The sequence below is a fragment of the Litchfieldia salsa genome (assembly GCF_900104555.1).
Taxonomy (GTDB): domain Bacteria; phylum Bacillota; class Bacilli; order Bacillales; family Bacillaceae_L; genus Litchfieldia; species Litchfieldia salsa.
The window spans coordinates 1-12,961 of the sequence record NZ_FNJU01000028.1; the positions used below are offsets into that span (position 1 = coordinate 1).

The window sequence follows — 12,961 nt, forward strand, 5'->3', positions numbered from 1 at the left end:
AAGGTAATGAACACTATTTTAGAGGACTTTTTAGAGTTAAAAGAAATTTTGAATTCCTTTAATGGTCTTGAAAAAGAATATAATTGGCTGCTAACCGATTTAGACTGGTCTTATCCTGATAACTACCTCGATTACTTTATGGATTATCGTATTTATGACGATAGTAGTCACTGCCGCAATAATTATTTAATAACAGGAGAAAACCTTAACAAACTTGCAAATATGAAAGAAGTTTATTTTATCTGGGGAGTATTTTCTGCAATAGAAAAAAATGAAATTGTTGATTTGGATACTATTAAAGAAGAACCATACGCAGATGGCAATCCTAATTTTTGGGTGGAAAACCCAGTGATTCAACATCCATTAGCAGTGGCTGAATTGGTATTGTGGGATTCATCTTTAGTCTTACTGCTAAGTAAAGATAATGGTTTTTCGAGTAATTTCAGAAACACTTTTAAAGGTTGGAAAGACCTAAATGCTTATAACCAGTCATAAGGCTTTATTGAAGTTACGGAGTGCGTATCTTGAAGAAGGAGATCGCACTTTTTTATTGAAGTAAAGGTGCAGAAGAGTTCAATAAGCAACTGTTTGCTAAACAGGGATTTGATTGAATTATATAGAATACATTTAATTAGGTAAAAATTAGGGGGAGATTTATGATATATAACGAGGTAGTTAAAATCGGTGATGCTTACTTACTTCCATTAGCATCAAAGTTGTATGGGTTGGAAGGTTATGAAATCAAGCTGGTCAAGGCACATATTGGAGGGCGCAATGTCGTTTATATCTGTGAGAAAGAAGGTGCCGACCCAAAAATACTCAGAATCTCTTTCTTAAATGACAGAAACCGAGAAGATTTTCAGGGTGAAGTTGAGTATATCAGATATTTATTCGAACATGGCGGAAGTGTTTCGGATGTAGTTAATTCTCTGAAGGGGAATTTGCTGGAAGAGATAACTCATAATATTCATACCTTTTTCATCTGCCTTTTTAAAAAGGCTAAGGGAAAAATGCTTGTGGAAAATAACTATCAGTATCGAGATGGAGTTCCTATTACCGAATACTATTATAATTGTGGTAAAGTCTTGGGGAAAATGCACCAATTATCAAAAGAATACACTCCTGTACATAGACGGTATAGTTTTTTTGACAAATATACTGCTGAATATATAGAGGAACTGATACCCGGTTCATTACCACTTCTGAAGGAAAAGATGTTAGACCTCCTTAAAACCTTAAAAGGATTGGACAGGAATCGTGAGTCTTTCGGTATGGTCCACTTTGATTACAATGACGGGAATTACTCAATAGATTTTAATACTGGGCAAATTACCGTATTTGATTTCGATAATTCATGTTACAGTTGGTATATGTTTGACCTAGCAGGTCTCTGGACGCACGGAGTTGGCTGGATACAATTTGAGCCAGACGCTGGTAAACGAAAAAAGTTCATGGATAACTATTTTGAAACAGTTCTCGAGGGATATAAATTCGAGACCAGTATCGAAAATTCGATGTTGGATAAATTGCCCTTATTTATCCAAGTGACCCTTATGGAAGGTATTGTAGATGCATTTGAGGTCATGCGGAACAATGGTGAAGAACCGGAGTGTGATGAGGAATTGTCGTATCTCATAAAATGCTTGGAGGACGATATTCCGTACAAAGGTTTTTTCCATGCAATTTACTCGTGTGAAGACCCCTTTGAATATGAGAAACGAAATGTTTAGTTTTTTTGTAGCAACCTTTGTTATGTACTTAAGCTAAACCAGCTAATAGTTTGTCAACATTTTTCAATAAAATGATTAATAACATCATGATATACTAAAATAGAACATGCGAAATAACCTTCCCTGAATTTTTAAAATTGGAAGGTTTTGTTGTATTTAATTAGATATAGCTTTTAAGCTATATCTTGGAAAGTAGTTCTGCTTTTTAGTAAGGCGTAAATCCAATGTAAGAGCTTATTAACACATGCAATAACGGCTACTCTAAAGGGTTTTCCTTCTTCTCGTTTCTTCTCGTAAAACTCTCTTAATCTTTTATTGCGTGCAATGATTTCATCAGTTGTTTTCTTTTTACGAGACTCTCGAAGACCACTTTGAACAGCCATATACAAGGCGTGACGTAGCCTACAAGACCCGCGCTTGGTAATTCGATTAACTGATGCTGTAAACTTTCCGGAAGAATACACACTAGGATCTACCCCAGCGAATGCAACTAACTTTTTGGCATCATTAAACCGTTCTATCTCACCAACTTCGGAAATAATCGTGGCGGAGATTTTTTCTCCGATTCCCGGGATAGACTGAAGTATATGATATTCTTCAATTTCTTTTGCTAGGGCATCTTTTTCATCTGCAATCTTAGATAGATGCTCTTGGTATTGAAGAACGATCTTCACTAGCATTTCAAGGTTGAAAATATGACTCTGATATAAGTTGTTTTGAAACGGGTTACGAATGGCTGCTTCTCTTAATTTCAGTGCTCTTTCAGCTGCCCATATATCTGATTGACTTTTACATACAGAAGATATTTTCTCAGCTAATTTTTTTTCACTCACACTCATGACAGCTTCAGAAGTTGGAAATGCAAGTAGAGTAAGCAACGATACTTTCGAATACTAGCTGGCAAATACCCAACTATACTCAGGGAATACTTGGTCTATTAGAGAATGTAGTTGTAACTTAGTTTTTGCTGATATTTCTGCAATGCTTTCCTGTTGTCTCGTTAATCTGGCTAACCTTATATTACGAACGGGGGCGTTTCTGGAACAAGCAGAAACGCTTATTTCACTATTGGAGCAGGATAGTATAAAAAGTTTCAACATATTCACTTACTAAATGGTACAATTTGGGTAATGAATTATTTACTAAGAAATGGGGGGCATTATCATTAAAAAGATTCCATCGTTATTAGTTGTCCTTATGTTATTACTTACCGCTACCGCTTGTAGTTCAAAACCTTTTACTTTTTCAGGAGAAACAGATAATTGGTCTGCTGAATTAAAGGTTACACAAACCAATGATGACTATGAAACACAGGAATTTAAACTTCAATACAAAGGTAAAGATATAAAGTCCGTTGGAGAATTAACTTATTATATCGAGACTAATGCAGGTGGCTTTGGAGAAAGTGGTATGAAATTGACAAAGGGTGGTTTTCTTATCGGTAAAGATGAAGCAAATCCAACCAATGCCAAAGTCATTGAAGATTCTGAGGTAAAGTTGACAGTGGAATGGAATGGTAAAACTGAAACCATATTATTAAGCAAGAATTAGATAGAAAGCTATTTAAAGCGATACTTAAAAGGCATCGCTTTTATTGTATAAATTATATAAGTATAGGAAAGAGAAGTGGATGAAGGAAATTAATGATACTTGCGAAATTTCTGCTTTAATTTTTTTTATAAAGGTGGGCTAGATAGTGATCATAAGAGAAATGAACAAGATAGACGTTGAACAGGTTAGAGAAATTGCAATTGCTACTTGGAAAGATACATATTCTGAATTTATTCAGTTAGACATACAAGAAAAGGTATTGAATGACGCATATTCTGATGATGAAATGGAGAACAGATTCTTATAACTTTATTGTTTCCCCTCCATTACCAGATCACATCTCGGGATTGAAACTTATGTTTGAAGAATTTAGTATGCCTAATAAGGTTAACCCCACTGGTCTAGAATTTATAATTCAAATTGACTAGGCTTGGTGTTATTAGTTGTCATTTCTATTTGGCTAACGGGTGCGTGATCCAAGAAGGATTGGCACAAATTTTAGTGAATTTATTGAACTAATAGATCAGGAATGTTAAACAAGAATTAAAATGTTTAAGCAAAAAGAAAGCTACCATTTGTTGAATATGGAACATTAGGAGTAATCTTACTTATACATGGTGGAGATCATTATGAAGTTGATTTTATCAATCTGGGACAAACTTTTAGACTTGTTAACCGTTAACAAAGATGATATTGAGTTGTTGAAGTAACTGGGGCATTTCTTAAGGAAAGAGATGGCACTTTAGTTATTGTAGTAAAGGAACAAGCTAGATTAATAGTTCTCAGGAGGAGAAAAATTGTTGAATAAAAGGAATTTAGGGTATACCACAGGAGGAATTATATTTTTTATCGTAGTTTTAACTATTTATTTAAACGGTTCTAAGCAGTTATATGGAAATGATAATGAGTCCATAACAAAAGTAATAAATTCAATTGAGGGATATGGGAACGGATCAATTGAAATTCTAGAAATAAAAGATATTGATGATTTAAGAATTGTAGCATTTTTATCTAACAATAATCCAGGCTATATTCAATTTTATAAAAATAAAGATGGTAACTATAAATGGCAACATATCGAGGTCAGGGATAACGAACCATTTAGTTCTTTCATTCCTGACCTTCCAGCATTTATGTTTGTGACTAATAATGATAATGAAATTGTTAAAATGGAAGTAATGATAAATGGAGTAAAATTAGAACAAACGTTCACTCCTAATAAAGCGACTGTTGCTTGGCTGAATTTTCCTAAAACCAATAAAAATGAATATACATTTCGAAATTATAAGTATTATGATAAAGAGGGCAATCTGGTTAAGGAAGACTAATAGTTACTTATTCAATAAAGAGGTTGCAAATATGAAAAAGAGTAGCTACTAATCTAAGCAGGATTAGTGGCTGTTATTGTTAAAGTAAAGAAGAGAATAGTTTAAGAGACAAAAATTACATAACTCATTGAAATACAAAGATATGCTGTTGTTCATTTAACTTATTCAATAGAAAAGGATAGCAATTATCCTAGTACAAAGTTGTCTACTTTAAGTGAATTAAAAGAACATTGTAAAAATGTATCGAAATATTATTAAGCTACAGTGCGTTTCTTAAAGAGACGTATTTTGCTTCTTCGAGTAAAGTAGGAGGAGTGTTGTGAACTATATTCAACCAACGACCCTGTTGTTGAGCGACTTCTCTAAAGTAAATATTAGTTCGATATTAAATAGTGTAGTTTATTCGTAAATAGGAGGAATTTACTTTTGAATATTTTAATTTTAGGTGCAACTGGACGAGTTGGAAGTCAAATAGTAACTTATGCTCTGCATGATAGACATCATGTTACTATATTGGTTCGTACTCCAGAGAAGATACAAATAAAAAGTGAAAATTTAAACATTATTCAAGGGAATGTATTAAATAAAAATGATATAGTACGTGCAATGCATGGGATTGATGTAGTTATTAGTGCACTAAATACTGATGGTACAACCACTCTATCAGATAGTATGCCACTAATTATCAAAGCAATGGAAAACGAAGGTATACAACGATTTATTACAATAGGCACGGCAGGAATCTTACAAAGTAGAACTACACCAACCGTACTCCGTTATCAGTCAAGTGAATCAAAACGCAAATCAACCCGTGCAGCAGAAGAACATCATAAAGTTTACGATATGCTTAAACAATCAACACTCGAATGGACTATCGTATGTCCTACATATTTACCGGATGGAGAAAGTATAGGTGAATATCGAGTGGAACGTGATTTTTTGCCGGTGGGTGGAGTTAAGATTTACGTATCGGATACAGCAGAATTTACTTATAAGCTGATTGAGTGTAACAATTATATAAAATCACGTGTAGGTATCGCTTACTAAAAATTTTACTTAATGTCACAAGGTAATATTTATTGTTTGTAAATGTTTTTCACTTAAATTATCGGGGTGGATCCTTTAAGAGCTAGCGTCGCTGTTCCTTTATTAAAGTAACGGACGGGATTTTTCAATCAGAATTCACGAAAGGAACGGTCATATGACTAGAAGTAAGGTGATGCAATTTTAAAATTTTACACTACATAAATAAAAAAATATGGGGGGAATAGTATGTGGATAATATTAGGGATTATTGCAATTGTTGTAACTCTTATAAATCTATATATGTATGCAGCAGGAAAGGATTATAAGCTCGCGATGGCGTTAGGATTATCATTTACAGCATTAACACTTTGTGCAGAACACAGTTTTGTATCGAAGTTGGTAATAAAGGAAGATTGGTCAGCTTTAAGGGAAGTGCCCAATTATGATAGGGAATTATGGTTTTTGACAATTGTTTCTATCTTACTAAATATAGCACCTATATTTTTAGAACGAAAACGAAAGAAATAATGACTTACTATAACATCATTTAATATTCAACTATTGTGTAAGTCTTTATGTATAACGACGGAGTTTAGTGTAAGAACTGAATTTGAATTCAAGGGGGAGTTATTATCAAATTAATTAAATTCATTAGTGCCATTACTTTCATTTTAATCATTTTCTTGACCGGTTATTCGATAGGGACAAACTCTGATGAGGCTTCACGTGAAATTATAATTGGGTATGATAACATAGAAAATGATGGGCAAATTGACATTGAAAAAGTCATTGCAGACACAGAAAACCAAGGTGTAGTTGATAACTTTTTAATGATTTATCTCAACAAAGAGAAAATTATAGATACAAATCAAAATTTAGATAAGCCAGATGTTCATATTTCAGTAGTGAGTCCGAAGCAGTCTACCAGCTTAATAGATTCCATACTATGGTTCAAAAATGAAGGCGCCGTGATTGCTATTCGTTCTGGGGAAAGTTGGGACCGAGTCGATTATTTCGAAATCAATAAAAGTGATGCTAACTACATTAAAGAACAGATTGAATATTAAGCAGAAATTCTAAAAGTGAAAGGTTGAATCTTAATGTTCAAAGCCAGAAACATAATTCCTAATATGTCAGTTGTTATGGTCTTATTCATAATCTTCGTCTCTACAATGCCTACATATATTAAATTTGTCTTAACCATTTTCACTATTTCAATTCTATTTCCTGTTGCTAGGAAGATCATGTTGGAAAATAAACTAAGAAAAATGAAAGTAGCTTTTTATACAGCAGTTATATTCTCTTTAGGCCTTATAGTAGTACCTAATATGGAAGAGTTACCTCCTTATGATCTTTCAATAATCTCAGTATTCCTACTCATTTTTTTCTTTAGTGCAATAGGAATCTATTGTTATGGCATACCAGCATCTATCATCGCCGAGCTTGCTTCTAATAGATACCCCAAATACCGTGCATGGTTGTCTGGTATAATTCATATTGTTTTTGGACTTTTTACTGCTATTTTTGGTCTTTTTGACGAGTTAAATGCTGAGATCTTCATTTTATCGTCTATATGCGCTTTACTATTTTTTCTAATTGATGAAATAACAAGAAGAAGCTTAGAGAAAGCTCATTGTTAATATTGTTTTCTTATTAATTAAATAAACTAAAGGTGCAGAAGAGTTGAAGAAGGGGGGATGGAACTTGAAAAAACACAAATCATTTTTGGTAGTGCTTTCATTATTAGTTGTAATTTTAACAGGATGTTCGAACGAATTTGGTAAGGTTATTGCAAGTGAAAAAAACGAGCCTTCGGATATTCATGATGTTGGGAGTAGACCTAATGAATCTCCTAATATCAAATCATTAGTTTATAGAGTCACCAGTGAAACACTGTTAAAAGATGCTTGGGAATACTTTAATATGAAGGAGAACATTCCTAAAGTAAAATTCGATCGTTATGATTATTATTTTGTAAGTATTTCTGAATCAGGGACCTGTCCGTTTAAATTAACTGATACAACGATTAATGAATATAAAAAAGAAATTAACTTTTATTTTACTGATAACGGTGATAATTGTACTGCTGATGCAACTCCCAAAACCCTTGTCATTGAAGTTGACAAAACCATCGCTAACGGCTTAGAAAATGCTTCTATAATCTATCTTACTGGAAAAGGAAACTTGGAGTTAAGAACGACTGAAAAAATAAGAGAATAGTAGACTGGGGGCAGCTAAATGCTTATAATAATTAGTTTTATTATATTTTCCACGCTTATTAGTATAGAATTACAACTTAGAAAATCGAATAAATATAATGAAGAAGTTATTGAATTATTAAAGGAAATCAAAGAAAAGAAATAGAAAACATACTAACTGATCGGGGTGCGTATCTTAAATAAGCAGATACGCTTTTTTACTACCATGAAAATAAACTTCTGTAATTTAGAAAAAAAGGCAATACTGAACTAGACGCAGCTCATTCATTTTTTAAAAATGATAGTTGACTAGTTTAAGATGCTTCAGATTCTTGTAAAGTAACTGTGTATCCTAAGCTTTCGAGTCTTCGAAGTGAATGCTTTACGATCGATTACTGTCTCTGTTTGTCAAAGTAGTCTTCGCCTAAGTCTACATACATTTCTTTACGAGTTAAAAGGTAATACGCTATTCTCATCATCGCATGAGCGACAACAATTCCGGTCGTTTTTTGCCTTTTCGCGAGGCTGTTCGTCGATACAGTGCTCCGAGATAGTTCTTAGAAACTCTTACTGAATGAGCTGCTTCAGTTAATGCTGATCTTAAGTATTTGTTTCCTTTTTTCGTTTTAGCTGATTTCCTCTTCCCGGCACTTTCATTATGCCCAGGTCCAAACCAGCCCAAGAACACATGTGAGCCGCACTTGGAAATTGATTTCTAATATCAGTTCCAATTTCAGAAAGGATTTGTTCAGCCATTCTTCTAGCTATACCCGGAATAGAATCCAATAGATCAATATCTTCTTGATGAGAGCTCACTCTTTCCGCTACCTCAGAATCTAGCATTTCGATTTGTTCACTTAGAAAATCAATGTGCTTTAAAATAGTCTTCAACATTAGGCGCTGATGCGAACTAATATATCCTTTAAGAGCTAGTTCTAACTCTTCTTTCTTCTTTTTTAGGGTACGTTGAGCGAAGTTTGCTTGTATTTCAGGATCTTCTTCTCCATCTGCAATGGCGTTAAGCATATTTCTAGCTGAAACTCCCATTTACATCCGAAACAACAGAACCTAGTTTTATATTCGCACCTTCTAACACTTTTTGAATACGATTATGCTGTCTAGCACGTTCCTCAATAATGCTACGACGATAACGTACAAGTTCCCGTAATTCACGTTGAATCCGGTCAGGAATATAACTTGCTTTTATTAGTCCGTGGCGAAGAAGCTTGGCAATCCATTCAGCATCTTTGACATCTGTTTTACGTCCTGGAACTGCCTTCATATGTTGGGCATTTACAACTAGAAATTCAATATCTTCAGCTTCAAGTAAATTCACGATAGGCTTCCAGTAAACACTAGTGCTCTCCATTGCAACGTGCGTACAATTGTGTTTTTTGATCCAGTCAACTAGTTCAATCAAAAACACAGTTTTAGTTGAAAACGTTTGAATCTCCTTTCCTTCTGGTGTGATAATGCATGCGGTAATGTTGTCTTTATGGACATCCATCCCACAGGCTCTTTCAATGACTATATCCATTGAAATACATCCTTTCTACGGCGATAATTAGTATTAGAGGCTGGTGCATCAACCAGAATAGGATTAATCTACCATGTGTGCTTCCCGTAAGGGAGCGACAGTCAGTGGTGCACCGTGGTCGGTGGAGTCAGACTAACGGATGGGCTCTAACGCACCATAGTGAATCGACCTTCCTCTCCCAGCCGTAGAATCAGTATTGACGGTTTAAAGCCATTTTCATTCTCTTTGGTGAAGCGCTGATTTTTGCGCTTCATGAGTGGCTAACGGGCAGAAGACTTGAAGAAACGCAGCTAAACCCAAGTGTTACAAACTAAGTACATAAATAGTCAAATAGAAAGTAGGTTAATTGATATGAGAAATGATTCAATCATTCAAATGTGGGAAGAATATCGAAAAATTAATCCGAATGCACCAAAACATTATGAAGCATGGGCATTTGGTGATTCAAAAGAAATGGCTAATGAGCTTGCAAATTTAGTGTTAGAAGGAAAGAAAACAGCAACAGCATCAAATTATACGTTATATGAATTGGAAAACGAAGCATTACCGTTAGTTGGTCTTCATAATATTATTCTCGACGGGGATGGAAAAGCTATTGGAATAGCCGAAACTAAATCAGTAGAGATGGTTCCTTTTGATGAAGTTACCGCAGAGCACGCATATTTGGAAGGTGAAGGTGACCGTACATTAGAGTATTGGCGTGACGTTCATGAAACCTTCTTTAAAAAAGAGTTTAAAAATATAAATCAAGAGTTCAATTACAAAATTCCTGTTGTTTGTGAAAGGTTTAAGCTAATTTATAAGAAATAATGTGTGTTGTTACTATCAATATTTCTTCAACTATCAGGGTGTGTTTGTTTAGTTTATAAGGGGGAGTTAGGTGAGTAAAGACAAAGAAACACCTGAAGAAAGAAGAGAGAGGCTAAGACAAAAAGAGTTAAACAATCCTTCTAGTAGTGTTCACGGGAATAATCTCTCGGATTTAGTGGGGAGTTTAGGGTGGAAGGGTACTGGAATACTTATTCTGGTATTGATATTTGGATTTATAATTAATGCTGCCTTCTTTCGCTAACGGAAGAGATGCTTCAATAAGGGGAGGATTCACTTGTTCCTTATTCAAGTAACGGGTCTGGTATGTTTAATAATAGGGGAGATAAAAGATGGAAGGGAATAAAGTAAAAAAGCAACTTATAATTGGAATTATTTTGTTTGGAATTTCACTTATTTCGGGAAGTATACAAGTTATTTTTTCCCCATATAAATTTGTTAGAGTTGTATCATTATTTGTGGTTATTGGAAGTTCATTATCTTTAGGTGCATTTATTAGAGAATTGTTTATTATTTAAAAGGGAATGAATTCTAATTAGTTAATTTTCTTATTTAACTATCAGGTGCTTAGCTTTAGGAGGAGTTGTTGCGGCGACTCCTTTTGTTTTTAAACTAAATGGGCAGTATTCTTTAAGAAGGAACTGAATTAATGTACCTGAATCTGTTCATTGTAAGGAAAAAAATGTTAAAATGGGGCTAACAAGTATAAGTTGTAGGAGGGGTTGTAGTGGTGAGGTTTGTTAATGATCTTGCAGAAGCTATTTACGACCTTTTTAAATTTATTATTAGATCCTTATGTTATCTAGTTGCAGGGATGATTATGGTTGGAGTTCCAATGTATATGATTGTTTGGCTATTCGGTATGTTTCAATGATTATATTTAAGTGTAGGCGATACGTAGATCGCCTATTTCTTTTTTAACAAACGCTGCAGTTTTCTTAAGTGGTAGTTCAGTTGAGTGTTAGAATCTAACTATATTTACGAAAAACAAAGTGAACAACTTGGACAAGGTGAAGGTTCAGGTTTTTATTACTGAAGTGCATTATCCAATGTCATTTGAGGAGGGGCTAATGAATACATACTGTAAAAGTGCATTAAATCAAATCAAAGTTGCAATAACTACAACCATCAAGATAATCGATAAAATAGAAGAACTAGATTTACAAAAAAGACCTTTTCCCAATAAACATTCAATAGGTGAATTATTAGAACATATTTCAATTATTTGCAAAGCTGATTTGCTAATTGCAAATGGGGCAACAGAAGATGAAATGAATAATTTTTACTCAACTGTTTCATATGAAAATTTAACTCAAATAAAAAATGCTCTACTTGATAATTTTGAGCTGCTTAAAGAAGTGTATATGAATTATTCAGAAGCTGAACTTCAAGAAAGAATTGCCTCCTATTGGGGTGTAACATATACAAAATATGAATGGTTGTTAGAAATTTTAGCACACGTATATCATCATAGAGGTCAATTACACGCTGTACTTGTTCACTGTTATGGAAGCGATCCAAAAGTACCAATGTTTGAATAGACTTCTTGTTCGACTATCGCGGCAGTAATGTTGAAAAAGCACTAATTTTAGGTAGACACTATTCCAAGCAGGATAAGTGCCTCTTATTGTTGAAGTAAAGAAATAGTCTAGATAGTGGATAATAACAGGCAATATCTATTATTGTCGTTAAGGGGGAAGGAATTTGAAAGAGATGCGTATTAAAAGGGTGAGACTTATCACCCAATCGTTTTTAGGTATTATATGTAGCGTTATGCTGATTGGATGTACAAATAATGTAGTGCCAAAAGAGATGAAAAGTTCCGCCGAAGAAGTAGAGAGTAATACTAATGAAGAGAAACAAATTATTTCAGAATATAAAAGTGAAATAGAATCACTGCAAGTTCAGGCTGAATCTTTGAATGAGAAGAATCAGTATCTGGTAACTGTTATCAAACAAGTAACAGAAGATTATTCGGATGAAGAAATGCTTGACTTTTCTCATAGTCAGGTTAGATATGACTTGAAAATTAATGGTGAATCCATTCCGCAAGATGGACAAGTTACGATTCCTGCGGGAAAAATAGAGATTCTTTTAGGAGAACAAAATTTGGGTTATGATTTTGTACCTGCAGAATGGATTGAAAAAGGGAAGCTAAGTGGTAATTATATCGACCATATTGTGAATTTTGACACGACCAGTTGGACAGAGACGGGACTTGATGGCACGGTTAACAGTGCTCAAGGATACTTTAAAACAAATGCAGCAGCTGGGGACCAGTTCTCTTTTTCCATTACTGATGAATTAAAATCACGTTTAAAACTGGATACGAATCTAATACAGATTAAAGTAAACTAATTTTTCCTAATGGGTGTTTACGTAGAAAAACGGAGATTGTGAAAAAGCAAACTTAAACGTAGTGTAGTGCTTTAACAAATAAGAAAGTATTTTTAAAGATGAAAAATCACCTAAAATTTAATTAATAATAGGTGATTTTTGCTCTTTTAAAGCACTTAGGGTTTTGTGTTTTTAACTCTATTTTTCAATTTGTTAGCTTAGTTTTTTCCTTGTTATTTTTAATATAAAGATTGTTAAACTCTACGCCACAAGCTTTAGCGTGAGTGATTGGATCATATTTCACTTTGTTTTTTAGGACTGTGTAAATAAGTGATGCTATTTTACCGCATAAATGCCCAATTGCCTTTTTCTTGTTCATTCCTTCAGTTACCTTACGGTCATAGTATGCTTTGAAGACGGTAGGAT

General features: G+C 33.9%; 16 protein-coding genes and 3 pseudogenes. 16 read left to right on the plus strand and 3 right to left on the minus strand.

The window, feature by feature from the left end; genetic code table 11:
* Both BLQ56_RS22930 and BLQ56_RS22935 read left to right on the plus strand, forming a co-directional pair.
* Nucleotides 1-495, plus strand: a 495-nt coding sequence (locus tag BLQ56_RS22930; RefSeq protein ID WP_238457360.1) for a hypothetical protein, incomplete at its 5' end; no start/stop codon positions are given.
* Nucleotides 496-656: 161 nt separating this feature from the next.
* Entirely contained in the window at nt 657-1,730 is a 1,074-nt protein-coding gene (locus tag BLQ56_RS22935) for a phosphotransferase enzyme family protein (RefSeq protein ID WP_175490435.1), read from the plus strand.
* A 173-nt stretch (nt 1,731-1,903) separates the two neighbouring features.
* Here the strand turns inward: BLQ56_RS22935 and BLQ56_RS22940 are convergent.
* A pseudogene (locus BLQ56_RS22940) lies at nt 1,904-2,749 on the minus strand (IS110 family RNA-guided transposase); the annotation flags it as partial.
* Nucleotides 2,750-2,927: 178 nt separating this feature from the next.
* Here BLQ56_RS22940 and BLQ56_RS22945 point away from each other — a divergent pair.
* The 8 genes from BLQ56_RS22945 to BLQ56_RS22975 all read left to right on the plus strand — a co-directional run bounded on the left by BLQ56_RS22945 (nt 2,928) and on the right by BLQ56_RS22975 (nt 7,855).
* Nucleotides 2,928-3,281, plus strand: coding sequence for a hypothetical protein (locus tag BLQ56_RS22945; protein ID WP_238457361.1), 354 nt, complete (start codon nt 2,928-2,930; stop codon nt 3,279-3,281).
* A 145-nt stretch (nt 3,282-3,426) separates the two neighbouring features.
* The gene (locus tag BLQ56_RS23725; RefSeq protein WP_175490436.1) at nt 3,427-3,588 is read left to right on the plus strand and encodes a hypothetical protein; all 162 of its coding nucleotides are present in this window, start codon (nt 3,427-3,429) and stop codon (nt 3,586-3,588) included.
* Between the two features lie 493 nt (nt 3,589-4,081).
* A complete protein-coding gene (locus BLQ56_RS22950; protein ID WP_139163147.1) occupies nt 4,082-4,609 on the plus strand; it encodes a hypothetical protein in 528 nt (175 codons plus the stop codon).
* Between the two features lie 426 nt (nt 4,610-5,035).
* Nucleotides 5,036-5,656 carry an NAD(P)-dependent oxidoreductase gene (locus tag BLQ56_RS22955; RefSeq protein WP_090859958.1) on the plus strand — a complete coding sequence of 207 codons (621 nt, stop codon included), beginning with the start codon at nt 5,036-5,038 and terminating at the stop codon, nt 5,654-5,656.
* A 225-nt stretch (nt 5,657-5,881) separates the two neighbouring features.
* Nucleotides 5,882-6,163, plus strand: coding sequence for a hypothetical protein (locus BLQ56_RS22960; protein WP_090859960.1), 282 nt, complete (start codon nt 5,882-5,884; stop codon nt 6,161-6,163).
* Between the two features lie 155 nt (nt 6,164-6,318).
* On the plus strand, nt 6,319-6,702 hold the full coding sequence (locus tag BLQ56_RS22965) for a hypothetical protein (RefSeq protein WP_090859962.1): 384 nt from the start codon (nt 6,319-6,321) through the stop codon (nt 6,700-6,702).
* A gap of 33 nt (nt 6,703-6,735) precedes the next feature.
* A complete protein-coding gene (locus BLQ56_RS22970; protein ID WP_090859963.1) occupies nt 6,736-7,275 on the plus strand; it encodes a hypothetical protein in 540 nt (179 codons plus the stop codon).
* A gap of 64 nt (nt 7,276-7,339) precedes the next feature.
* Nucleotides 7,340-7,855, plus strand: coding sequence for a hypothetical protein (locus BLQ56_RS22975; RefSeq protein ID WP_090859965.1), 516 nt, complete (start codon nt 7,340-7,342; stop codon nt 7,853-7,855).
* Nucleotides 7,856-8,147: 292 nt separating this feature from the next.
* On the opposite strand, the pseudogene BLQ56_RS22980 reads toward BLQ56_RS22975, so the two are convergent.
* Nucleotides 8,148-9,370, minus strand: a pseudogene (locus BLQ56_RS22980) (IS110 family RNA-guided transposase).
* A gap of 351 nt (nt 9,371-9,721) precedes the next feature.
* Between BLQ56_RS22980 and BLQ56_RS22985 the strand changes: the two are divergent.
* The 6 genes from BLQ56_RS22985 (at nt 9,722) to BLQ56_RS23005 (ending at nt 12,556) form a co-directional block, all read left to right on the plus strand.
* Nucleotides 9,722-10,180, plus strand: coding sequence for an ASCH domain-containing protein (locus tag BLQ56_RS22985; RefSeq protein ID WP_090859967.1), 459 nt, complete (start codon nt 9,722-9,724; stop codon nt 10,178-10,180).
* Between the two features lie 70 nt (nt 10,181-10,250).
* On the plus strand, nt 10,251-10,442 hold the full coding sequence (locus BLQ56_RS22990; RefSeq protein WP_090859969.1) for a DUF6366 family protein: 192 nt from the start codon (nt 10,251-10,253) through the stop codon (nt 10,440-10,442).
* An 88-nt stretch (nt 10,443-10,530) separates the two neighbouring features.
* Entirely contained in the window at nt 10,531-10,716 is a 186-nt protein-coding gene (locus tag BLQ56_RS22995; protein WP_090859971.1) for a hypothetical protein, read from the plus strand.
* Between the two features lie 209 nt (nt 10,717-10,925).
* Nucleotides 10,926-11,072 (plus strand): hypothetical protein, encoded by a 147-nt coding sequence (locus BLQ56_RS23730; protein WP_175490437.1) that lies wholly within the window; start codon nt 10,926-10,928, stop codon nt 11,070-11,072.
* 196 nt (nt 11,073-11,268) lie between these two features.
* Nucleotides 11,269-11,739, plus strand: coding sequence for a DinB family protein (locus BLQ56_RS23000; protein ID WP_090859973.1), 471 nt, complete (start codon nt 11,269-11,271; stop codon nt 11,737-11,739).
* A 163-nt stretch (nt 11,740-11,902) separates the two neighbouring features.
* Nucleotides 11,903-12,556: a hypothetical protein gene (locus tag BLQ56_RS23005; protein ID WP_090859974.1), complete on the plus strand. Its 654-nt coding sequence runs from the start codon at nt 11,903-11,905 to the stop codon at nt 12,554-12,556.
* A 184-nt stretch (nt 12,557-12,740) separates the two neighbouring features.
* On the opposite strand, the pseudogene BLQ56_RS23010 reads toward BLQ56_RS23005, so the two are convergent.
* Nucleotides 12,741-12,961 (minus strand): annotated as a pseudogene (locus tag BLQ56_RS23010) (IS110 family transposase); the annotation flags it as partial.